The sequence below is a fragment of the Nonomuraea pusilla genome (assembly GCF_900109355.1).
Taxonomy (GTDB): Bacteria; Actinomycetota; Actinomycetes; order Streptosporangiales; family Streptosporangiaceae; genus Nonomuraea; species Nonomuraea pusilla.
This window is the reverse complement of the sequence record NZ_FOBF01000013.1, coordinates 116,853-139,440: the sequence shown is the minus strand read 5'-3', so window position 1 is coordinate 139,440 and position 22,588 is coordinate 116,853. Positions and strand designations below refer to the sequence as shown.

The 22,588-nt window shown below is 73.0% G+C and carries 17 protein-coding genes and 1 pseudogene; 7 read left to right on the top strand and 11 right to left on the bottom strand.

The window, feature by feature from the left end; translation table 11 throughout:
* Position 1: 1 nt before the first annotated feature.
* From BMX74_RS25775 to BMX74_RS25755, 5 genes are all read right to left on the bottom strand, one after another.
* Positions 2-1,339 (bottom strand): ABC transporter substrate-binding protein, encoded by a 1,338-nt coding sequence (locus tag BMX74_RS25775; protein ID WP_177227517.1) that lies wholly within the window; start codon positions 1,337-1,339, stop codon positions 2-4.
* Between the two features lie 20 nt (positions 1,340-1,359).
* Positions 1,360-2,586: an enolase C-terminal domain-like protein gene (locus BMX74_RS25770; protein WP_201784471.1), complete on the bottom strand. Its 1,227-nt coding sequence runs from the start codon at positions 2,584-2,586 to the stop codon at positions 1,360-1,362.
* Positions 2,583-5,381: a DOMON domain-containing protein gene (locus BMX74_RS25765; protein WP_091103305.1), complete on the bottom strand. Its 2,799-nt coding sequence runs from the start codon at positions 5,379-5,381 to the stop codon at positions 2,583-2,585. Before BMX74_RS25765 ends, BMX74_RS25770 begins: the two co-directional genes overlap by 4 nt.
* Positions 5,382-5,399: 18 nt before the next feature.
* On the bottom strand, positions 5,400-7,544 hold the full coding sequence (locus tag BMX74_RS45045) for a glycoside hydrolase family 36 protein (RefSeq protein WP_091103303.1): 2,145 nt from the start codon (positions 7,542-7,544) through the stop codon (positions 5,400-5,402).
* A gap of 118 nt (positions 7,545-7,662) precedes the next feature.
* Complete coding sequence (locus BMX74_RS25755) at positions 7,663-8,802, bottom strand: LacI family DNA-binding transcriptional regulator (protein ID WP_218154055.1); 1,140 nt, start codon at positions 8,800-8,802, stop codon at positions 7,663-7,665.
* Between the two features lie 299 nt (positions 8,803-9,101).
* Between BMX74_RS25755 and BMX74_RS25750 the strand changes: the two genes are divergently transcribed.
* Positions 9,102-9,563: an RrF2 family transcriptional regulator gene (locus BMX74_RS25750; protein WP_055502152.1), complete on the top strand. Its 462-nt coding sequence runs from the start codon at positions 9,102-9,104 to the stop codon at positions 9,561-9,563.
* Positions 9,564-9,607: 44 nt separating this feature from the next.
* On the top strand, positions 9,608-10,837 hold the full coding sequence (locus BMX74_RS25745; protein WP_218154054.1) for an MFS transporter: 1,230 nt from the start codon (positions 9,608-9,610) through the stop codon (positions 10,835-10,837).
* A gap of 361 nt (positions 10,838-11,198) precedes the next feature.
* Here BMX74_RS25745 and BMX74_RS25740 read toward each other — a convergent pair whose 3' ends face one another.
* The 5 genes and pseudogenes from BMX74_RS25740 to BMX74_RS25725 form a co-directional block, all read right to left on the bottom strand.
* On the bottom strand, positions 11,199-11,432 hold the full coding sequence (locus tag BMX74_RS25740; RefSeq protein WP_143078765.1) for a hypothetical protein: 234 nt from the start codon (positions 11,430-11,432) through the stop codon (positions 11,199-11,201).
* Entirely contained in the window at positions 11,429-12,223 is a 795-nt protein-coding gene (locus tag BMX74_RS25735; RefSeq protein ID WP_143078764.1) for a YncE family protein, read from the bottom strand. The genes BMX74_RS25740 and BMX74_RS25735 overlap by 4 nt, the downstream gene beginning before the upstream one ends.
* 304 nt (positions 12,224-12,527) lie before the next feature.
* Positions 12,528-12,670 (bottom strand): annotated as a pseudogene (locus tag BMX74_RS46335) (IS630 family transposase); the annotation flags it as partial.
* A gap of 293 nt (positions 12,671-12,963) precedes the next feature.
* Positions 12,964-14,682 carry a tetratricopeptide repeat protein gene (locus BMX74_RS25730; RefSeq protein ID WP_256257261.1) on the bottom strand — a complete coding sequence of 573 codons (1,719 nt, stop codon included), beginning with the start codon at positions 14,680-14,682 and terminating at the stop codon, positions 12,964-12,966.
* A 326-nt stretch (positions 14,683-15,008) separates the two neighbouring features.
* Positions 15,009-15,905 carry a LysR family transcriptional regulator gene (locus BMX74_RS25725; RefSeq protein ID WP_236714617.1) on the bottom strand — a complete coding sequence of 299 codons (897 nt, stop codon included), beginning with the start codon at positions 15,903-15,905 and terminating at the stop codon, positions 15,009-15,011.
* A gap of 137 nt (positions 15,906-16,042) precedes the next feature.
* Here BMX74_RS25725 and BMX74_RS25720 point away from each other — a divergent pair, with 137 nt between their 5' ends.
* Positions 16,043-16,450 (top strand): hypothetical protein, encoded by a 408-nt coding sequence (locus tag BMX74_RS25720; RefSeq protein WP_218154053.1) that lies wholly within the window; start codon positions 16,043-16,045, stop codon positions 16,448-16,450.
* A complete protein-coding gene (locus tag BMX74_RS25715) occupies positions 16,443-18,107 on the top strand; it encodes a multicopper oxidase family protein (RefSeq protein WP_091103293.1) in 1,665 nt (554 codons plus the stop codon). The genes BMX74_RS25720 and BMX74_RS25715 overlap by 8 nt, the downstream gene beginning before the upstream one ends.
* Here BMX74_RS25715 and BMX74_RS25710 read toward each other — a convergent pair.
* Positions 18,104-19,504: an FAD-binding oxidoreductase gene (locus BMX74_RS25710; protein ID WP_091103291.1), complete on the bottom strand. Its 1,401-nt coding sequence runs from the start codon at positions 19,502-19,504 to the stop codon at positions 18,104-18,106. The two genes, BMX74_RS25715 and BMX74_RS25710, sit on opposite strands and share 4 nt — an antisense overlap.
* Positions 19,505-19,729: 225 nt before the next feature.
* Between BMX74_RS25710 and BMX74_RS25705 the strand changes: the two genes are divergently transcribed.
* The 3 genes from BMX74_RS25705 to BMX74_RS25700 all read left to right on the top strand — a co-directional run bounded on the left by BMX74_RS25705 (position 19,730) and on the right by BMX74_RS25700 (position 22,581).
* On the top strand, positions 19,730-20,191 hold the full coding sequence (locus tag BMX74_RS25705; protein ID WP_055502147.1) for a MarR family winged helix-turn-helix transcriptional regulator: 462 nt from the start codon (positions 19,730-19,732) through the stop codon (positions 20,189-20,191).
* A gap of 586 nt (positions 20,192-20,777) precedes the next feature.
* Positions 20,778-20,951 (top strand): hypothetical protein, encoded by a 174-nt coding sequence (locus tag BMX74_RS44340; RefSeq protein ID WP_177227516.1) that lies wholly within the window; start codon positions 20,778-20,780, stop codon positions 20,949-20,951.
* A gap of 22 nt (positions 20,952-20,973) precedes the next feature.
* Positions 20,974-22,581, top strand: a complete 1,608-nt coding sequence (locus BMX74_RS25700; protein WP_091103289.1) for an ABC-F family ATP-binding cassette domain-containing protein — start codon at positions 20,974-20,976, stop codon at positions 22,579-22,581.
* Positions 22,582-22,588: the final 7 nt, after the last annotated feature.

Sequence of the window (22,588 nt, the reverse complement as noted above, 5' to 3'; positions counted from 1 at the left end):
GTCAGTGGCCCGCCGACTTGGCGTAGGCGGCGGCCGAGCGGGACAGGATCGTCTCCAGGCTGTCGGGGCCGATCGGCGCGAGCTTGTAGAAGTCGGGCCCGGAGGCGTCGAGCGGTGCGCCGGGCGGCGTCCACGGGGGCGTGAGCTGGGTGAAGGAGCCGGCGGTGTGGGCGTCGAGCCAGTCCATCCACGGCAGTCCGGTGTTCTGCACCTGCGGCTGGGCCGACAGCGAGCCGGTCAGTCTCAGCCACTGCCGGTAGTTGTCCGGTTCTGAGAACATGGCGAGCCACTGCATGGCGAGGTCCTTGTGCGGGGCCGAGGCCGGCACGACCCAGGTCAGGTCCGGTTTGAAGGCCACCCGGTTGGCGGCGGCGTCGTCGGTGCCGGGCAGGACGAAGAAGCCGAGGTTCAGCTTCGGGTTGGCCTGCTGGATGGTCAGGCCGTCCCACGAGCCGTCGACCAGGAACGGGTAGTCGTCGGTCTTGACGGCCCACACGCCGGGCGCCGTCTGCTGGTCGACGCCGGAGGCGGCGGGCTCGACGTACTGCATGACCTTCGCGTAGCGGGCGCCGATCTCCTTGTAGACGGGGTCGGTCCACTTCTGGGTGCCGTCCCAGAACGCCTTGGCACGTTCGGCGGAGACGTCCACCGACTCGGCGGGTTCGCGGCCCTTCATCAGCAGCTGGTTCTCGATGCCCTGCCAGATGCCGCCCTGCATGCCGACCTTGCCCGACAGGAAGATGGGGGTCTTGCCGGCCTTCTTGAACGTGGCGCAGGCGTCGAGGAACTCCTGGAAGGTGGCCGGGACGCTGATGCCGTGCTGGGCGAGCAGGTCCTTCTTGTACCAGATGGCTCCGGCGGCGGCGTAGCTGGCGGCCATGACGCCGTACACGCCGCCCTTGTGGCCGACGGCGGCGGCCTGGGTGGCGGCGTCGTAGTTCTTCATGAACGGCTGGTTCTTGAGGTCGGTGAGCTGTCCGGCGGTGATGAGCGCGGCGACGCCGGAGGGCTGGATCCCGGTGGACTCCGGCGGGAAGGCCGCCTGGGTCGGGGCGAACCTGGCCAGCACGTCCACGGACTTGGCCTGCAGGAGGCTGTTGGCCAGCTGGGCCCACGCGCCGTTGGCGGTGCCGGTGCTCTGCAGCTTGACGGTGACGCCCGGGTGGGCCTTCTCGAACTTGGCGTTGAGCTGCTTGGTGAACTCGATGGCGCCCGCGTTGGTCCACTGGGCGACGGTCAGCGTGGTGGCCGCCGCGCCCGGCGCGGCCGTGGAGCCGCCGGTGGTGCAGCCGGCGAGGGTGAGGGTGATCGCCGCGGCGACCGGCAGGAAGGTTCTCATGGGAGGTTCTCCTCGGGGGGTCATGGTCGCTGGAGGGCGCCGTCGGCCCGGCGCGGCGGCCGCCAGGCGGAGGTGGCGGCCGGGGGGTAGGCCGCGGCCAGGCGTTCGTCGAGGTCGACGCCGAGCCCGGGGCGCTCGCTCGGCCACAGGTGGCCGTCGCGGATCTCGGGGCAGCCGGGGAAGACCTCCCGCACCCGCTCGCCGAACAGGTGCTGCTCCTGGATCCCGAAGTTCGGGCTCGCGAGGTCCAGGGCGAGGTTGGCGGCGTGGCCGACCGGTGAGACGTCGCCGGGGCCGTGCCAGGCGGTGCGCACCCCGAACGCCTCGGCCAGGTTCGCCAGCCGCCAGGCGGGGGTGATGCCGCCGATCGCGGAGACGTGCACCCTGATGAAGTCGCACAACCGCTCGGCGACCACGGTCCTGTACTCGGCCGGGTTGACGAACAGCTCGCCGATCGCGATCGGCGTGGCGCACTGGGCGCGGACGGCGCGCAGCCAGACGAGGTCCTCCGGCGCCACCGGGTCCTCCAGGTAGAACAGGTCGTACGGTTCGAGGTCCTTGGCCAGGCGGACCGCGTCGGTGGGGTGCACGCGCTCGTGCACGTCGTGGATCAGCTCCACCTCCGCGCCGATCTCGGCGCGGAGGTGCTCGAACAGCCCGCGCACGGTGCGCCGGTAGGCGGCCGGGTCCCAGATGTCCGGCGCTCCGGCCGCGCTGGGCGCTCCGTAGGTGCCGCCGCCGGGCACGGAGACCTGGCAGCGTACGTGCCGGTAGCCCGCGCCGAGCCACTGGCGCACCTCGTCGGCGACGGCCTCGGCGTCGATCCCGGCCGCGTGGGTGTAGAGCGGCACCGCGGTGCGGCAGCGGCCGCCGAGCAGCTGCCACACGGGCAGCCCCGCGACCTTGCCCTTGATGTCCCACAGCGCCATGTCCACGCCGGACAGCGCGTTGTTGAGCACGGGCCCCGACCGCCAGTAGCCGCTGACGTGCAGCGTCTCGGCGATGTCGGTGATGTCGGCCGGGTCGCGGCCGATCAGCTGGGGCGCCAGGTACTCGTCCACCGCGGTGCGGACCGCCTTGGCGCGCTGGGTGAACGTGGCGCATCCGAGGCCGTACAGGCCGGGTTCGCTGGTGTCCACCCGCACCACGGCCAACGTTGTCCCGGCGGGCGCGGTGAGGATGGTCCGCACGCCGGTGATGCGCAGGCCGGAGCCGCCCGCCCACGGCGGGTTCGGGAGGCCGGTCACCGGCCGATGCCCCATCGGGTGTCCACGCGACCGCCGGTGAACTGCGCGCCGGTGCCCCAGAACGGGGCGAAGTTGTAGCAGCCGGAGACCGGGGCCTCGTTCTGCGTGGTCCAGTAGGTGGCGCCCGCGCCGCCCGCTCCCGAGTCCTGGACCTGGACCGCCATGACCGTCTCGTGCGTCCGGCCCTCCGGCAGCGACCTGACGGCGGCGGCCAGCTCCGGCAACTGGTCCCACGACAGCGAGATCTGGTACGTGGTGACCTTGGCCGCCTCGTCCCGCGTGACCTGGACCCGGCCCTCCTGTGCGGTCATCGTGCCCAGCGGCGTCGGCAGCGGCGCGTTGGTGGGGTAGTAGGTCTGGTAGTTGGTGCCGGGGGCGAGCAGGCGGTGCAGCTCCGGGACGCCGCCCTTGGCCAGCGTCGCCGCGAACAGGTGCGAGATCGAGCGCAGCGCCTTGTCGTGGTGCGGGTCGCCGGCCAGCAGGTCCTCGGCCTTGTCCGCGACCACGTCGAAGGCGAGCTGCACGCTGTCGGCCCTGAAGGGGAACAGGTAGCCGTTGACCGCGAACGGGTCGTTCGACGCCTGCGCGTCGTCCTCGATCCGGGCCCTGACGTGCAGGAAGCCGTCGTCCCACGCCGTCTGGAAGGTGTAGGTCCGCTCGCCGGCGGTCATCGTCACCGGCACGACGTCGTCCCACCGGTCGCCGTCGGCCAGGAACGGCGCGTGGGCGACCTGGACGGTGCGCGACCCGGTCTGGCGTGCGGGGCCGGTCGTCGCGTCGTAGCCGACGGTGTAGCGGTTGCCCGGGTCGATCCGGGCGGACAGGACCGGGACCCGGACGATCCGTGTCTCGCCGGGCCGCAGCCTCGGCAGCGGGAACACGCGGTTCGCGGTCCTCCAGCCTTCGGGCGGGGTGACGCGCAGGGCGGCGTGAACGGTCTGCGGGGAGACGTTCTCGACGCGGACGTCGATGGTGGTGCCGTGGCCGACCGGCCTGGTGAACGGCAGCGGCGTGATGTCCAGCGGGCTGTCGTAGGCGAACTCCGCACCTGTGGTGAGTGCCGCCCTGAGCTCTTCAGGGCTGCGGTCGCCGTCGAAGTACAGCACCTCCCACGGCGCCAGCCTCAGCGTCACCCGGTCCGCCTCGCCGTCGGACAGCAGGCCGCCCAGATGGTCGCGGACGCGGATGCCGCGCGCGTCCGTCAGCGTCAGCGTGCCCGTGTGGCCCGCCCGCGGGTGCTCCATCGTGCCGTCGAAGAGCTGGTCGGCGTAGAGGGCGGCCCGCCCGCGGCCGTCGGCGTGCTTGAACAGGAAACCCCAGGTCGACCGGGCCTTCGGGTACAGCTCGGTGAGCAGTTCGCAGTCCTCCAGCAGCGCCGTCATCGTGGCGTAGGCCACGACCGCGGGCATCGGGCTTTTGGTGGTGATGTCGTAGATGTTGAACTCCTGGCCCGAGTACCCCTTGTCGTAGGAGAGCGAGAACCAGAAGATCCGGATCGGCGAGTCCTCCTCCGCCCCCGCCAGCATGTGCAGCAGGTACGTCGGCGCGAGCGTCCTCGCCACCGCGTACGCCGCCTGCTCCGGCGGCAGGCCCGGGAAGGAGTGCTTCGCCGCGGTGCCCAGCTCGGTCTGCCACTGCCCGGCCCGGCCGCCGGTCCTCGACCAGAGCCTGTCCATCCTGATCTGGGTCTTGGTCATCGCGTACTGGGTGGCGTCCGGGTAGCCGTAGGCGTGGTTGACCGAGCCGTCGATGTAGCCGGTGTCCTTCGAGCCCTTGGCGTAGACGATGTCGCGGTTGTAGGAGACCGAGCCGCCGCCCAGCAGGTTCACGTCGGGGAAGCGCGGCTTGACCCGGTCCCAGATCAGCTTCGTCATGTCCCGGTAGTCCTGGGCGTCGCCGGTCATCCAGGCCCAGCCGTGCACCCACGGCTCGTTCCACACCTCCCAGTTCTTCACCAGGTCCTGCAGCGGGGCGATCGTGTGGAAGACCATGTCGGCGTGCGCCACCATGTCCTTCGGGCGGTTCTGGTGCGGCCGCACCGGCTTGCCGTCCGGGCCCGGCTGGACGTTCCAGGACATGTTGTAGTTGATGAACCCGGTGGGCTCGATGCCGTGGCCGCGCCACTCCAGGATCTCGGCGCGCGCCCTGTCGATGTCCGCCTGGTGGTTCCCGTCGTCCCAGAACCTGCCGGGGCCGGGCGAGACGACGTCCGGCAGCACCGAGAAGACCCCGCGCGTCCACTTCACGCCCATGCGCTGCGCGATGCGCTTGGTGACCTGCGGCGACGACTCGCCGCGTATCCCCATGCCGAAGCAGGAGCCGGGGCGGGCCCCCTGGACCACCGGGAGGAGCACGCCGAGGCCGTGCGTCCGGCTGAGCAGCCGCGTGCCCGCCGCGTCGGCGACGGTGACCGTGACCGCGTAGTAGTCGGGGCCGAGCGCGCCCAGCGGGATGCCGGTCGTGCTCGGCTGCCCGGCGGGCGCGGTGAACGCGTCCTGGCCCTTGGCGACCTCCTTCGCGCCGCGGGCCGACACCGACCAGGTGATGGTGCCGCTCAGGGCGGCCGGGCTGTTGAACGTCACCGTCAGCACCGGCGACGCCGTGCCCTCTGGGCCGATCGGGTACAGGCCGGTCGGGTCGGCGTAGGCGACCTCGACCAGCGGCGGGCCGGCCGCCGCTCGCGCCGGGGAGCCGTACCAGGCCGCGCCGAAGGCCGTGGCGGCGACCGCGCCGGCGGCTGTGCCGGCGCCGTACCGCATGAGCTGGCGGCGGGTGATCTCGTGGGGGTCGGACATGCGGGGACCTCCGGGGGGTCAGGCCGGCCTGATCAGACACAGGCCGGAGGGGGGTATGGCCAGCCGGCGCGGGCCGGCTTCCAGGCGCGCGCTCTCGCGGCGGACCGGGGCGCCGCGGACGTCCCGGACGTCGAGACGGGCCGCGGCGGGGTGGGTGAGGTCGAGCAGGACGTGTTCGGCGGCGGTGTCGTTGACCACGGCGATCTCGGCGAGCCCGGTCGGGTCCAGCCGGGCCGCGTGGGAGGGGGAGTGGACGGTGACCACCGCGCGTGCGGCGTCACGCGCGACGACCACAGGGTGCAGCTCGTCGGGGCGCCCCGCGTCCAGGTCGCCGCGGGTCAGCACGTCGCGGCGCTCACGCCAGAACGCCAGCCAGAAGGCGGTCATCGCCCGCTGGCCCTCGGGCAGCCGGGAGAGCCTGACGGAGATCTGCGGGACGGCGTGCAGGACGGACAGCAGCTGCCGGGCCGCGGCCTGCGGCGGAGCCTGAAGGTCCCACATGAGCATGTCCGAGTGGACAGCGCTTTCCCGACGGGCAACGGAAAGATCCAGGGTCCTGACGCGGTTGCCCGCCGCGTCGGCCGGGCAGTCGCCCGCGCGCAGCAGGTTGCCGAACTCCAGCATGCCGGCGCCGGTGTACGGCTGGCGCAGCTCGATCAGCAGGTCCGCGCCGCGGACTGCGCGCAGGCGGTCACGGAGCTCGGAGAGCAGGGCCCGCATCGCCTCGCCGACGTCGGCACGGGCGCCGTCGTCTCCCGGGTGGCGCTCACGCTCGGGACCGCAGTCGCGGGGGGTGCTGTGGCGCGGAAGGCCGTTTTGCCCGGCATCCCGGCAGGCGCCCTGATCCGGGTCGGCATTCTGGTCCCGCTGGGCATCTCGGTCCCGCTGGGCATGCTGGTCCGGCTGGGCTTCGCGGTCCGGCAGGTCTTCGCGGTCCGGCTGGGCTTCGCGGTCCGGCTGGGCTTCGCGGTCCCGCTGGGCTCCGCGGCCCAGCTGCGCTTCAGGCTCTCGCTGGGCTTCAGGCTCCCCCTGGAGTGGGTCGTCGGCGTAGGCCATGGCGGCGTCCAGGAAGTCGATCTTGAGGCCGTCCAGGTCGTACCGCTCGACGAGCCGGACGCAGCTGTCGACGACGAACCGCCGGACCTCCTCGTGCCGCGGGTCGAGGACGTGGCAGCGCCAGTCCGGCCTGGCGTGCGGCGCGAAGGCGGCGAGCCGGCCGCGCGCGGCGCTGTCGTCGCCGAGCAGCAGCGGCGCGATCCAGGCCATGTACGCCAGGCCGAGACCGCGGACGGTCCTGACGTGCGCGCCGAAGTCCGGGAACTTCTCCGGGTCGGGCTCCCAGTCGCCGCACCCGGCGTAGCCGCCGCCGTGCGCGCCGCGCTGCCAGCCGTCGTCGAGGATGAGCAGCCCGCACCCGAGCCCGGCCGCGAGCCCGGCCTCCGTCTCGACGGCGGCCGCGCTGACCTCCTGGTGAAAGGAGTACCAGGTCGAGTAGGCCGGGACACGCCCAGCCTCCGGGACCGAGAAGCCGCCGACCGCCCCCGGCAAGCCACCGTCGCGGGCCGGAGAACCGCCGGTCGGGGCTGCGGGGGCGTCGGTCGGGGGCGCGGCGTTGTGGGTGGCGGACGCGAGGCCGTCGGAGGTGGTGCAGGACTGCCAGCGCACCAGCGACCGTACCGTCCGCATGACCTGCTCGTTCCCGGCCGCGACGCGGATCCGGCAGCGCTCGCCGGGGCGCAGGTCCATCGCGAGCCAGACGCCGAACCTCCCGGTGCGCTCCCCGACGCCGTACCGCAGGCGGGTCGTGGGGACGAGGCGGTCGGTGGCGAATCCCAGCATCGCGCGGCCCGCGCTGTCGTGAAGGCAGCCGAGCGGCGAGGAGTCGACCAGGCCGACGGTGCGCCAGCCGGTCATCCAGTCGGCCGCGAGGTGCCGGTCCCAGCCGGCGCCGGGGTGCCAGAAACCTGCGGCGTCGCCGAGCGGCACATCCAGCCGTACCAACGTTGTCTTGTCGTCAGCGCCGATGATGTGGACGACGCCGCCGCTCCCGGACGTGGAGACGGTGGGGGCAGGGCCTGGGGTCAGGCGCGTTATGGCGATGCCGGCCACGTCAACGGTGCTGCCGTCGGCCCACAGGCGACGCGGGTGGGGGAGGTCCGCCATCACCGCTCCTCTCGAATGGCTGAGGGAACCTTAAGCATGGCGAGACAACGTTGTCTAGAGTGACGTCACCTGCCCGTAACGTGGAGGTGACGGGGAGGCACTCCGTACGGCGCGGGGCTCAGCCCGTGCTGCGGACGACGAGCTCGGTGGGGACGACGACCTTCCGCGGTCGTGACCGGTCGCCCGCGATGCGGCGGAACAGCAGCTCCGCGCCCATCCGGCCGATCTCGCGCACGTCGTAGGACACCACGGTCAGCCGCCACGGCACGAACGCCGCGGTCTCGAAGTCGTCGAACCCGACCAGCTCGACCCCCCCGGCGCCAGCCCCAGTCCCAGCCCCAGCCCCAGTTCCAGTTCCGTCGACACCGGCGCCAGCAGCGGCGCTTCTGCCGGCCGCGTTGGGCGGGACCGGGCCGCGGTGGGGCGCGCCTGGCCGCAGGCGGTTGTTGAGCGCGCCGAGGGCCCCGAGCGTCAGCCGGTTGTTCAGGGCGAAGATCGCGGTCGGCGGCTCCGGCCCGTCCAGCATGCGCGTGACGGCGGCCTCGGCGTCGGGGACGGTGTGCAGGCCGTACCTGATCAGGTCGGGGCGGTAGGGCACGCCCGCCCGTTCCAGCGCCTCCTGCGCGGCGGCGAACCGCTCGGCCATGGTGGAGATGCTCAGCCAGTCGGAGATGACGGCGATGCGTTCGTGGCCGGCGGCCACCAGGTGCTCGATCGCCCGCCGGGCCCCGCCCGCGTTGTCGATCAGGACCGTGTCGGCCAGCAGGTTGCGCGGCGGACGGTCGAGGAAGACCACCGGGATGCCGCGCTCGATCTCGGGACGCAGATAGACGTGGTCGGCGTCGCCGGCCGGGACCACCAGCAGCCCGTCGACCCGCCTCTGGCACATCTCCAGCAGCAGGGCGCGCTCGCGGGAGGCGTCCTCCTCCGAGCTGGCCGTGATCAGCATCGTGTCGTGTTCGAGGGCGTACTGCGCGGCCGCCGCCGCGATCCCCGCGTAGAACGGGTTCGCCAGGTCCTCGATGAGCAGGCCGACGGTGGCCGAGGTGTTGCCGGCGCGCAGGTTCCTGGCCAGGTCGTTGCGCCGGAAGCCCAGCTCGGCCACCGCGGCCGTGACCCGCCCCGCCAGCTCGGGATCGACCGTCGGCACGTTGTTGACCACGCGCGAGACCGTCTTCAGGCTCACGCCGGCCAGCCGGGCGACGTCGGCCATGGTGGGGCGGCGCGGGCCGCTCCCTCCCGCGCTGGGCGTGCTCACCTGGGTCGGGCTCCTTCCAGGCGGCCGGCTCCGGGCCGGCGCCACCATCGTCTCGTGCGGAGACTGTACCGCCGGATCAAGGGCCGTCGGGCCACGGGACGTCCACCGGTGCGCAGGCCCCGGGACGAGGACGGACGGCCGCCGGCATCGCCCAGGGCTCGCGGCGGGCGTCACGGCGGTGAAGGCGCGCATCTCCGGCGCCCTCACCGAGCTCTGCCTGGACGAACGCACTCAGATCGCCCTGCTCGCCCGGCCCCGCGGCCCGATCGCATCAATCGGGATGTGTAGTATCCCGGTTCATGCGGATCGGAGAAGGGGTCGAGTGGGGGCTGCACTGCTGCCTCACGCTCGCCTGGCTGGGGGAGGAGCCGGTGTCGACGGCGAAGTTCGCGACACTGTTCGAACTGCCCCCCGCGTACCTGAAGAAGAGACTCCAAGCGCTGGTCAGGGCGGGCATCCTCACCTCCACGCCCGGCGCCAAGGGGGGGTTCCTGCTGGCCAGGCCGCCCGAGCGGATCACGCTGATGGACGTGGTGACCGCGCTGGAAGGGCCCGACGAGGCGTTCCGCTGCACCGAGATCCGGCAGCGCGGGGTGGAGCCTTCGCCGGAGTTCGCCCGTCCGTGCGGGGTGGCCGCCGCCATGCGCAAGGCCGAGCTGGCCTGGCGCCGCGAGCTGGCCGCCCAGTCGGTGGCCGACCTGGTGGCGGCCGCTCCTCCCGGCGCGGCGGCGCGCATGCGCCAGCGGTACGCCCGCCTTTGAACCACGCGCTCTCGTGCGAGGGCCTTCCCGAAAGGTGAATGGGGATGTCAAAGGTCCCGATCAGAGTCCTGGCGTCGGGCACGTTCGCGGTCGGCACCGACACCTTCGTGGTGGCGGGGTTCCTGCCCGACATGGCGGTCGCGCTGCACACCTCCGAGGCCGCGGCGGGCCAGTCGGTGACGGTGTTCGCTGCGGCCTACGCCCTCAGCTCCCCGGTGCTGGCCACGCTGACGGCCCGGCTGCCCCGGCGCCGCCTGCTCGTGGGGGCGCTGGTCGTCCTCGGGGTGGCGAACCTCGGCTCGGCGCTGGCTCCCTCGCTCCCCCTGCTGATCGCCGGCCGGGTCCTGGCCGCCGCGGGCGCGGCGGCCTACACCCCCAACGCGGGCGCGGTCGCCTCCTCCTTGGCCGATCCGCGGGCGCGGGCGCGGGCGCTCAGCGTGGTGGTGGGCGGCCTGACGGCCGCCACGGCGCTCGGCGTCCCCCTGGGCAACCTCGCCGCGCAACACCTCGGCTGGCGCACCGCGCTGGGGCTGGTCGCCGTCCTCAGCCTGGCCGTCGCGGCGGGCGTCCGCGCCGTCCTGCCCGAACTGCCCGGCCACCCGCGCGTTCCCCTGCGCGTCCGGCTGGCCGTCCTGCGCCACCCGGCCGTCTCGCGCGTGCTGCCCCTGACCGTGCTGGGGATGGGGGCGGCCTACACCGCGTACGCCTACAGCGTGCCCGTCCTGCAAGGGGCCGGCGTGCGGGCGATAGGGCCGATGCTGTTCCTGTACGGCGCCGGGGCCGTGGCCGGCAACCTGCTGTCCGGCCATGCCACCGATCGGTGGAGCGCCCGTCACGTCCTGGTCGCCGGTTACGCGGTGATGGCCGCGGCCATGGGGGCGCTGGCCTGGCTGTCCGCGTCGGGGACGGTTGCCCCCGTTCTGGTGGGCGTGCTGGCGGCGGCCTGGGGAGCGTCGAGCTGGTGTCAGACTCCGCCGCAGCAGCACCGGCTGATCACGGCCGCGCCGGGCGAGGCCGCGCTGCTGGTGTCGCTGAACTCTTCCGCCATCTACGGCGGCATCGGCCTCGGCACCGCCCTCGGCGGGCTCACGCTCGCCTCCGGCGTGGCATGGACGTACGGGGCCGCCACGCTGCTGGCCGCCGCCGCGCTGGCCGTCGCGGTGGTCACGTCAGCCGGTCCGGCGGCGCGAACAGGCCAGACCGGGGACGACGACACCGCCTCCCCCCTCGGCGGCCGTCGTCGGCTCGCCGCCCGGGATCAAGCGGAACGCTGACCGGCCTCCGACAGCCGGCGACCGGGCTCGCGCGGGCGTCCTCTGCCCCGGAGAACGCCCACCCGTCGGCCTGGTCGTTCTACAGTGCGCTGACGGATGCCGTCCCGGCTCGGCGAGCATCGTCCATTCGCGGTGGTGGCTTCAGCGGCTAGCCTGCCTCGCACTCGCTCAGCCAAGATCACGATTACTCCTTGAGGACGTGCCGTGCGGCAGCGCACTGTCTCCCATCGTCTGGCGCGACGGCGACCCTGCAATCAGTGAGATTTACTGTGGCAGGTGCGAGCTACGGTTCGGCACCACCCGCTGGCACCGGTTCGGCGAACCTACCAGCGGGTGCGAGCTGCCGGATGAAGCAGGCAATCTAGGTGGCTAGGCCCTGGATTCGCCACAGATGCAACTGCTTGGTGCTCCACGTCATCAGCAGCGCGTACACGTCCGAACCCGAGAACACGAGGCCGCCCTCGGTGGAGAGCCCGGCCGGGTTGTCCCCCGAGAAGATCGTCGCGCCCGTGGCCGCGTCGTACACGGCGACGTCAGTGCTCCCGAACCGCCCTGCAGCGACACGAGCGTCGTCCGAGCTGATCGCCACACTCACCGGGGTCCCCCCTCGTAGGTGCTGCCGCCGTACTCGCGAACGCTGGCAAAGGTCGTGGTGTTCCAGTTGATGAAGTTGGCTGGCACCCAGCATGCCGAGATCGCGTTGCCTCCATCGGCGGTCAGCGCGACGTCCCGGAAGAATGAGTTGGTGGTTGTGTAGCCGTCGACCTCGCCACGCAGCACGGGAGTGGCACCGGCGATGTCGTAGATGATCAGGTCTGACGGGCTGCTGCCGCTCTCACCGACCACCAGCGTGCTCCCCGCGGCCGTGACCGTGGGCGCGTCGTAGTGTCGGCGCCCGAACGCGGACGGCGCTGGTGTGGCCGCGGACAGGTCGAGAGCCAGCACGCCGCCTTGCCATTGGCCCGCGCACCCATACCCCACCCACAGGCGGTCGCCGGTCAGCGCGAGGTGGGTGGGGCACGGGTGCGCGGGGATCGCGATCCGCCGCGCGATCGCGAGGGTGGCGGTGTCGATCTCGGCCACCTCGTTCGATCCGGCCAGCGCCGCGTAGAGGCGGGTGCCGTCCGGCCTGGCAGCCAGGCCGGCCACGTGAGACAGGCCGGTGATGGAGTCGGTTGGCTGGCCCTGGGTGTTCGCGACAACAATCTGGTCGCCGGTGGAGACGAAGACCTTGCCGCCGGCGACGGCAAGGTCGCCGTCTCCCCAGGTGAGGGTTACGCCGAGGTCGGTGGTGGTGTCGGCGGCCGAGGCCGGAGGCGTCAGGATGGTGGCGGCGAGGCTGGCCGCCACGGCCAGGACGGTTAGTCGGCGGATGATCACAGGCATCTCCCCTTGGAGCGAATCGAATACGGCGAGCCTCTCCGGCCGCCGTATAGCCGCTCGTATATTCGCCCGTACATCAGGGGCGTGACCTGGGTGGACTTGCCCAACGCCGCGTCGGCCCGCAGCCGAGAATCAGGTCTCGTCGGTTCTCGCGGCGACGGTGGCCGGGTAGCGAGCGAGCATGGCGCGCCCGTCCCCGCGGACGCTCCGGTATGGCAGCGCTGCGCCTGGCCGGCCCTCGCCGGCTACTGCCAACGCCAAGGCTTCGACCCGGGGCGCACGGTTGAACACTCCCAGCACTGTGTCCGGGGTGGCGGGAGTGGGCGTTGCGTCGGCGCGGGTAGGCGTGCAGCGCCCGGGTCTGGACGGTGTGGTTGGGATGGTCGGAGTTGGCCAGGGTGAACTGCGCAAGGGTCCGAAGTGTGCTTCGATCGAAGTACCGCTCCAGCTCCGCCCGCGACGGTGCCCCGCGAAACGTCCCGTACCCAGCAGCCTGCTCATCGGTCAGGAACTCCACGCCACAACTTCCTCCGAAGGCCGGCGAACACGACCCGCGAAGGAGTTCAGCGCACGATCATCCCTGGTCAAACCATGCGAGACGCAGAACGCTTGGCGCACGATCTGGCACGGATGCTCCTCAACCCCGATCCCTATGCGCCAAGCGGAACGACGACGACGTCATCGAGAGGGCGGGTCGCTGCGCAGCGGTTCACCTTCTTCGCCGACGGTACGTGATCAGTCAGTCAGCCTCTCAGGGCGCGGCGGCAGCGGGCGAGGGCTGTGCGGAGGTCGCGTCGCAGCGCCCGGTCCAGGTCGGGCCGGGTGAGCGCGTCGGCGAAGTCGCGGGCGGCTTCGTCCCACCGTTCCAGCCGCATCAGCGCCGTGCCGCGGTTGTAGCGGGGCACCGGCGCCGGCGACAGCGCCACCGCGTGGTCCAGGTCGGCCACGGCGGCGGCCACGTCGCCGCGTTCGAACCGGACGGCGGCCCGGTTCGTCCATGCCTCGACCAGTTCGGGATCCCCGGTCAGGGCCCGGGTGAGCAGGTCGTCGGCTTCCGCGAGGGCGCCGCGCTCCGAACGGATCAGACCGAGGGTGCACAGCAGCGCGGGCTCCCGCGGGGCGAGGGCCAGCCCGGCCCGCGCGTTCTCCTCGGCCGCGTCCAGCTCACCGCGTTCCATCTCGAGGTTGACCAGGGCGATCCGGGCGTCGAGGTGCGCGGGCTCGATGGCGAGGACGCGCTCCAGGTCGTCGCGCGCCGGCTCCGGCCGGCCCCGCTCGTGCTGGAGCACGGCCCGGTTGTAGTACGCCTCCGGCAGGTGCGGCCCGAGGCGGATCGCGGTGTCGTAGTCCTTGATCGCTGCCTGGGCCCGGCCCGCGGCCCGGTGCAGGGCGGCGCGGTCCACGTAGTACTCGCAGTTGCCCGGGTCGTGCGCGATCACGGTGTCGAGGTCGGCCAGGGCCTGCTCCGGGTCGCCGAGCGCCAGGTGCACCTGCGCGCGGTTGTGGCGCAGCCGGGCCAGGTCCTGCGGACGCTCACCGGGGGCGAGGACCGCCGCCAGCCGGGCCAGCCCGTCGTCGATCAGCCGCAGCGCCCGCGCGGGTTCGCCCGCCCTGCTGTCCAGCAGCGCGACGCCCTGCTCGTAGAAGACGGTGGACACGACGCGCTGCCGCGGGTCGTCCAGCCCGGCGGCGAGCCGGATCGCCTGCTCCAGCCAGTGCCGCGCCCGCGCGGGGTCCTGCCGGGAGGCGGGCAGGTGCCTGGCGTACAGCATCGCGGTCGCGTACGCCGCCGACATGGTGATCTTCGGGTCGGAGGTGGCGGCTCGGGCCTCGTCGTAGAGGTCGAGCGCCTCGGCGGCGCGGTCGAGCGCCGCCAGGGCGGTGGCCAGGCCGGTGGTGAACGCCCACCAGTGCCGCAGGTCGCCCTCCGGGGTCACGGAGGCGCGCCCGCGCGCGGCGGTTCTGGCCGCGTGGTGGTAGAAGCCGCGGGCCAGGCTGTCGCCGAGGGCCGCGCGCGTCGCCTCCGGCGTCGGATCGGGCCCGGCCGGCTCGCGGGCGCCGCCGTCGCGCAGGTTCAGCCGCAAGGAGGACGATCCGGTCCGGCGGGTCAGCGTGTCCAGGAGTTCGCGGGTGGTCTCGTCGGCGTCGGCGACGTGGTCGAACCGTACCGTGACCGGCTGCCGGAGCGTGGCGGCCCAGGCCGCCACGAACTCCGCGGCGCCGTACGCCAGGCACGCGGTGCGCCGGGCGGGATGGAACCGGATGGGCTCCTCCTCGGCCGCCGGCCGCGCCGTGGGGTCGAGCCAGGGGGCGATGGCGTACAGCTCGACCTGGTGGCGGGACGCCAGACGGGGACGGTCGGCGGCGACCCGGGCGAGGAAGGCCGCGACCCCGGCGTACGGCCCGTGGTCGCGATGGCAGTCGTACCCGGAGAGCCCGCCGGTCACAGCAGGGCCGGTCACAGCAGGGCCGGTCACAGCAGGGCCGGTCACAGCAGGGCCGGTCACAGCAGGGCCGGTCACAGCAGGGCCGGTCGCCGCAGGGGCGGGCGCCTGGGGGCGCCCGCCGTGCCGGCGACTACCAGCACCACTCGATCCAGAGACGGCGGGCGCCGGACAGCAGGCGCAGTGAGCTCTTGCGGCGGACGGTCATCTTCCTCATGAGCACCTCCGTGTGATCCACTTCACGAATGGCCTGAGCATAATCCGACACAACGGAAATATGTAGGCATCTCGCGATCACGGCAGGGGGCTCTCGGCCGTCCGGGTCGGCGGCCCGTGCGAGCCGATCATTTGTCCTGTGGCTCGCCGTCGATCCAGTCCCAGCTCGTGAGGGTGGCGCGCATCAGCCGGGCGGCGGTCGACAGGTGGCTGCCGGCGCACCAGTGCAGGGTGACCGTGCGACGGCAGTCGGGGCTGTCGACGGCGATCCAGGTGGCGGGGGCGCCCGCGGCGCCGCGGGCGGCGAAGGCGGGGACGAGACCGATGCCGAGCCCCGCGCTGATCAGGCCCGCGATGGCGCTGTGCTCGTCGCTCTCGCAGACGATCCTGGGGGTGAGGTCTCTCGCGGCGAACAGCCGATCGAGCAGCCGGCGCAGCCAGTGCCCCTGGCGGGCGGTGACGAAGGGCTCGCCGGCGAGTTCGTCGACGGTCACGGAAGGGCGGCTGGCCAGCGGGTGGCCGAGGGGCACGACGACGCCCACCGCCTCGTCGAACAGCCGCGCCGACTCCAGGCCCTCGCCGTGGATCGGCTGCGAGGCGACACACAGGTCGACGTCCTGGGCCCGCAGGCGGCGGGCCATGTCCTCGGCCGGCGACCAGTGGAGCTCCATCTCGACGGAGGGGTGATCGCGCTTGAATGCGGCCAGCGGGCCGGTGAGGGTGAGGAAGGTCTCCGACGCCAGCCGCACGGTGCCCGAGCCGTGGCCGGCGGCCTCGGCGACGGCGCGTCGTCCCGCGTCGAGCTCGCCGAGGGAGCGTTCGACGTGGTCGCGGAAGAGCCTGCCCGCGTCGTTCAGCCGGAGCCGGCCGCTGCGGTCGAACAGCGGCGCGCCCAGCTCGCTCTCCAGCCGGGCGATGGTACGGCTCAGCGACGGCTGGGCGACGCGCAGTTCGTCGGCCGCCCGGCTGAGGTGCTCCAGTCGCGCCACCACCAGGAACTGCTTGAGCGAGTTCAGCTCCATCATGCCTCCCGGGGCATAACGCCATAGCAATATTGATCTTAGACAAGATAACCGGAGAGCCATAGGTTCGGTGCGTTCACGGATGGAGTTCGGAGTGAGGAGGAGCCCTCGTGATCGCCGGCAGTCTGGGATCCGGTGCCGTGCCTCGGACGAGGCCGGCCGGGTGGGTGCTGCGGGGCGTGGTCAGCGCGCACGTGGCGGCGATCATCGGTCAGCCGGTGTTCGCCGGGGTGTATCTGACCGGCGACTTCGACGGCCTGCGCTGGCACGCGCTCGGCGCGGACGTGGTCACCTCCGTCGGCTACCTGCAGCTGATCGTGGCGATCGTGGCCTGGGTACGGCTGCGCCGGGCCTGGCCGTTCCTGGCCACGCTGACGGTGGTGGCGGCCGAGACGGTGCAGTACTTCGCGGGGCTGGAGGGCGCGCTGTGGCTGCACGTCCCGCTGGGCGTGATGACCGTCGCCGCGCTCGTCGTTCAGTTCGTCGAGGTCTGGCGCCGGCCCCTGTCGGCGCGGCCCCGTACGCGAGGGGAGGCCCGCGATGCGTGAGCACGATCCGGACCCCGGCCTGACCAGGCGGCACGCCCTGGGCATCGGCGGGGCGCTCGCCCTGATGGCGGCCACCGGGCTGTCGGCCTCGGCCGCGCTGGCCCGCCGCCCGGCGGTCACCGGCGCCGGACTACGCAGCGCCGTGCCGCTGCCGCCGCCCTTCCAGGTGCCGCTGCCGATCCCGCCCGTGCTGAAGCCGGTCGGCACGTCGGGCGGCGCCGACCGCTACGAGATCACCCAGCGGGAGACGGCTGCGGAGATCCTGCCCGGCGTCAGGACGCCGCTGTGGACGTACGAGGGCACCTTCCCGGGGCCGACGATCGAGTCGCGCCGCGGCAGGCCCGTCACCGTCACGCACCGCAACGAGCTGCCCGTGCCGACCGTCGTGCACCTGCACGGCGGACGGACCCCCGCCGGCTCCGACGGATACCCCACCGACCTCGTCCTGCCGGGAAGCCCGCAGGACGCCGCCCCGCAGACGGGCCACGGTTCGGGGCACGGCTCTGGGCACGGCTCTGGGCACGGCTCTGGGCACGGCTCTGGGCACGGCTCTGGGCACGGCATGCGTGATCCGCGCGCCGTGGTGACCACGCTGACGCGCGACTACACCTTCCCGCTGGACCAGCGGCCGGCCCTGCTGTGGTACCACGACCATCGGATGGACTTCACCGCCCCGGCGATCTGGCGCGGCCTCGCCGGGTTCCACGTCGTCCGCGACGACGCCGAAGACGCCCTGGGCCTGCCCGCCGGGCCGCGCGAACTGCCCCTCATGATCGCCGATCGTGCCTTCGCCGCCGACGGCAGCCTCGACTACCCCTCCCTCGACCCCGCGCTGCTGCAGCGGCCCGGCGTGCGCGAGCCCTACCTCGCCGGGGTGCTCGGCGACGTGATCCTGGTGAACGGCGCCCCCTGGCCCGTGCACGAGGTCGACGCGGCCCGCTACCGGCTGCGCGTCCTCAACGCCTCCAACGCCCGCCACTACGAGCTCGAAGCCGTCACCGACGACGGACGCCCGCTCGACCTCGTCCAGGTCGGCGCCGATCAGGGGCTGCTCGCCACGCCCGTCACCCATCGGCGGCTGCCGATCGCGCCCGCGGAACGCCACGACCTGATCGTCGACTTCTCCGGCGTCCCGATCGGCGGCCGCGTCAGGCTGCTCAACCGGCTCGGCTCGGGGCGCACCGGTGACGTGATGGCCTTCCGCGTCGCGCGCAAGGCCGCCGACGACAGCCGCGTCCCGCGCGTCCTCTCGGCCGATCTGCCGGTCCGGCGCCGGTCGGACGCGGTCAGGGTGCGCGACTTCTCCTTCCGCGCCGGGCGCATGGGCGGGGGTCACGGCTGGCTGGTCGGCGGGCTGCCGTTCGACCCCGCACGGACCGACGTCACCGCCCGGCTCGGCGACGTCGAGGTGTGGCGGCTGGTCGCCGACGTCCACCACCCCGTGCACCTGCACCTGGTCGGCTTCCAGGTGCTCTCGCGCGGCGGCCGTCCGCCGCTGCCCCACGACGCGGGCCTGAAGGACACCGTCTCGCTGCGGCCCGGTGAGGCGGTGGAGATCATCACCCGGTTCGACGGTTACCGCGGCCGATACCTCTTCCACTGCCACAACGCCGAGCACGAGGACATGGGCATGATGGCCAACCTCGAGATCGTCTAGGCGGGCGCGATGGTGTGGTTGATGCGGAAGAGACGGTCCGGGTCGTACGTCGCCTTCAGGGCGGCCAGCCGCCGGTGGTTCGCCTCGGTGTAGGCCCGTCTGACCCGTTCGGGAGCCGAGTCGTGGTCGAACAGGAACCCCGGAAGCGTGGCGCCGGTGTCCCACCGCCGGAGCCGCTCCAGCACCTCGTCGGCGGCCTTGCGCGCGGTGTCGGCCTGCCCGGCCGGAGCCGGCAGCCGCATCCACAGGTGGAAGGCCGCGCCCTGGGTGCTGACCGCGTGCGGGCGTCGGGGCGGCCGGTTCAGCGCCCCGCCCAGGTGGCGGAGCTCGATGCCGGGGAACGGGCCCCCGGGCGCCGACGGGTCGACGAACGAGACCAGCTCCTTCACGGCCTCGTCGTCCAGTTCGCGCAGCAGCGCGCCGCGCAGGTGCGCCGTGACCGGGTTCTTGGGGTCCTGGTAGATCTCGGTGATCTGCGCGTACGGCATGGGGCCGCAGGTGTCCTTACCGGGGCCGAGCGCGCGCAGCGGCTCCACCAGCCGCGCGCCCTGCTCCTCGCCCCCTGTGCAGAGCACCCGGACCTGCAGCAACGAGCGGCCACGGAACTCCTCGGGCAGTTGCGGCGCGTCGGGGAAGCGCACCAGCGTCACCGAGGACGACATCTCCTCCGGCTGCTCCTCGGTCCAGGCCAGGTAGGAGCGGAGCACGTGGGCGGCGTGTCCGGGGTCCTCGCCGGGATAGTGGAGCTCGCCCCCGTAGACGGTGGTGAGCGGCAGCAGCTCGATCTCCGCCGCGACCACGACACCGAAGTTGCTCTTGCCGCCCCGGACCGCCCAGAACAGGTCGGGTTCCTCGCTGGGCGAGACGGTGCGCAGCCGGCCGTCGGCGGTGACGAGGTCGAGCGAGCGGACGTGGTCGGCGGCGAAGCCGTACGCGCGGCAGGCCAGCGGGAGCCCGCCGCCCGTCAGGTAGCCCATCACCCCGACGTGACCGGAGGAGCCGCACAGCGGCGCGAGGCCGTGCTCGGCCGCCGCGCCGAGCACCTCGTCCCACCGCAGGCCGGCTCCGATCCTCGCGGTGCGGGCCCGCGGGTCCACCGACAGCTCCCGCAGCTCCCCGGTGGCGACGAACACGGCCCCGTCCGCGGGCACCGACGCGCCGTGCCCCGTGGACTGCACCGCGACGGGGCGTCCTGTCCGCGCCGCGAACCGGACGGCGGCGGCCACGTCGTCGGCGTCGGCGGCGACCACGACCGCCGCCGGGCGGTGCCGGACGGTCAGCAGCCAGCCGGAGCAGGCCTCCTCGAAGCCGTCGTCACCGGGGAGGAGCGTGCGTCCGCGGATCTGCGCGCCCAGGCTCCCCAGGTCGTGCCGGGCCGCGGAGTTCGTGTCCGGCATGTCAGTCTTCCGCCTTTCCAGGGTCGGCTACCGCACGGTCGGATCCATGGGGACGGGCGGGGCGGGGAGCTCGTGGCGGCGGCGCGCTGTCCGGCGCGTTGACGGTGGCTGTGCTCATGAGAGACCACACCTTCTTCACAGCGGAAATGTTGGACGGGCCAACGTTGGCGTGGCCAACAATACAGCTGATCGTGGGTCCTGCCAACAACTTGCTAGATTGACCCTGTGGAGACCGCAGAAGGAACGCCGCCGCCCGAGCGGCTGCGCGGGCTGCCGAGCAGGCTGACCAACCAGGCGGCACTGAACGCCAACCGGATCGTGGACCAGGCGCTCGCCCAGGCCGGCGTCCGGCGCTACCACTACGCCCTGCTCGCCGCGCTGGAGGAGTACGGCCCGGCCAGCCAGGCCGCCCTCGGCCGGCGTACCGGCATCGACCGCAGCGACATGGTGGCGACCGTCAACGACCTGGCCGAACGGCAGTTCCTCGAGCGCGCGCCCGACCCGGAGGACCGCCGGCGCAACGTCGTCACCATCACCGCGGCGGGCCGGAGGCAACTCGTCCACCTCGACCGGCTGATCGCCGCCGCCCAGGACGAGTTCCTCGCCCCGCTGCCCGAAGCCGACCGGCGTACCCTGATCGACCTGCTCACCCGCCTCGCCGAACACCATCGCGACAGGCACCACTGACACGTCATCCCATCGGCATCCCCTCGGCCGCGCCGCGGCTGAACGGAAGCGCCTGCGCCGCCACCTCGCCGCCGCGCCCGGTGCCCGGCCTCACCGGGGGCCGGCGCCGACGGCGCCCCTGCCGGCGTTCCGTCCGCCACCCGCCGTCCTTGGACGTCCGGGTTCGAACTCGTACGGAATCCTTGTTACGATCGGTGTCATGGAGATCGAGGTCGACAGAATCTAGCCACCGAACTGCCGGTGGCTTTCATCCGCGTGGGCCCGACGCCCACGACGGTGAACGACCGTTCTCCTGAAGCAGCAGTGTGAGTCCGCCCGCCCGAGGCGTTGACACCTCTGCGTGAAGCCTGCCGGCACGTTCGCACCGCACCGACCCCGGTTCCCGTTCTGCGCCTGCGAACGCGCGACGTCGATCCTGCCCCTGCCCGTCCGTCCTTCGCCCGGTTCCGGGCTGCGGCCCCGCGCCGCGGGCGGACGGCACCCCCGGCAGCCCTGATCGAAGCTCTCGCCGCGGTGACTCACGGCCCGTGGTCGGTCGTCCCGCCGTTCCCGCCGGCGTTCGAAGCCGTTCACGAAAGGCCATGCCATGCAGCACCGCAGGTCGCGTTCCCGCGCCCGCCACCGCCGCGCTCACTGCCACGCTCACAGCAGGGCGAGCGCCACGGCGCTCGCCGCCGGGCCGCTCCTCGACGACAGCGGCGACCGGCTCGCCGCTCCCGTCCACACCGAACAGATCCCCGTCGCGTCCCTCCGCGGCTGACGGAAGAAGGGAAACACCAGCCATGTCCATGAAGTCCGCCGTCACCTTCCGCGATCTGACCTTCGAATGGCCGGACGGCACCGTCGCGCTCTCGGGCGTCAACGGCACCTTCAGCACGGGAAGGACCGGCTTGATCGGGCGCAACGGCGCCGGGAAGTCCACGCTGCTGCGGCTCGTCGCCGGCATCCTGCGGCCGACCGCCGGCCAGATCGACACCGTCGGCGAGGTCGGCTACCTGCCTCAGACGCTCACGCTCCGGCGGGAGACGACGATCGCCGAGCTCCTCGGCATCGACGGGATCATCGCCGCGATGAGGGCCATCGAGTCCGGCGACGTCGACGAGCGTCACTTCGACACGATCGGCGACGACTGGGACATCGAGTCCCGCGCCGACGAGGCCCTGCACCAGATCGGATTCACCGCCGCGGACCTCGACCGCCGCGTCGCCGAGGTCTCCGGGGGAGAGGCGATGCTCATCGCCATCACCGGCCTGCGCATCCGGCGCACTCCGATCACGCTGCTCGACGAGCCCACCAACAACCTCGACCGGCCCACCCGCGCCAAGCTGGCCGACTTCGTCGACCAGTGGCCGGGGACCCTCGTCGTGGTCAGCCACGACCTCGAACTGCTGGAGCACATGGAGAACACCACCGAGCTGTACGGCGGCACCCTCGACACCTTCGGCGGCCCCTACAGCGCGTGGAAGGAGCACCGGGAGCAGGAGCAGGCGGCGGCGGTCCAGGCCGCGCGGTCGGCCCAGCAGGCGCTCAAGGTCGAGAAGCGGCAGCGCGTCGAGGCCGAGACGAAGCTGGCGCGCAGGGAGCGCACCGCGAAGAAGACCCAGAGGGACGGCGGCATCCCGAAGATCCTGGCGGGCAACCGCGCCAGCAAGGCCCAGGCGTCCGCGGGTTCGTTGCGCTCGACGCTCGACGACAAGGTCCAGGCGGCCCAGGCCGCGGTGGACGCCGCCGACGCCCGCGTCCGCGAGGAGGAGCACATCAGCCTCGTCCTGCCCGATCCCGGCGTCCCGCGCGGAAGGCGCCTGGCGGAGCTGCACGACCAGGAGCGCACGTTCGTCATCCAGGGGCCGGAGCGGGTCGCGCTCGTCGGGGCGAACGGCACCGGGAAGTCCACCCTGATCGAGCACCTGGTGCGCGGCACGGCTCCCGCGCCCGATCGGCCCCACGGGCGGCTCCTGACCGAGCTCGTCGGCCACCTCCCGCAGCGTCTCGACGGGCTCGACGACGCGGCGAGCGCGATGGCGAACGTCCAGTCGGTCGCCCCCGGGACGCCGGCGGGCACGATCCGCAACCAGCTCGCCCGGCTCCTTCTGCGGGGCGACAGCGCCGACCGTCCGGTGCGCACGCTGTCCGGTGGGGAGCGCTTCCGGGTCTCCCTCGCGCGGCTCCTCCTGGCGGAGCCGCCGGCCCAGCTGCTGATCCTGGACGAGCCCACCAACAATCTCGACATCGCCAGCGTCGAGCAGCTCGCGGAGGCCCTCGACGCGTACCGGGGGGCCCTTCTCGTGGTCAGCCACGACGCCGCGTTCCTCGGGCGGATCGGCGTCGACACCGTCCTCGAACTCGGCGTGGACGGCCGCATGCGTCAGCGCCGGGACCTGAACGTCTGACGGCCGG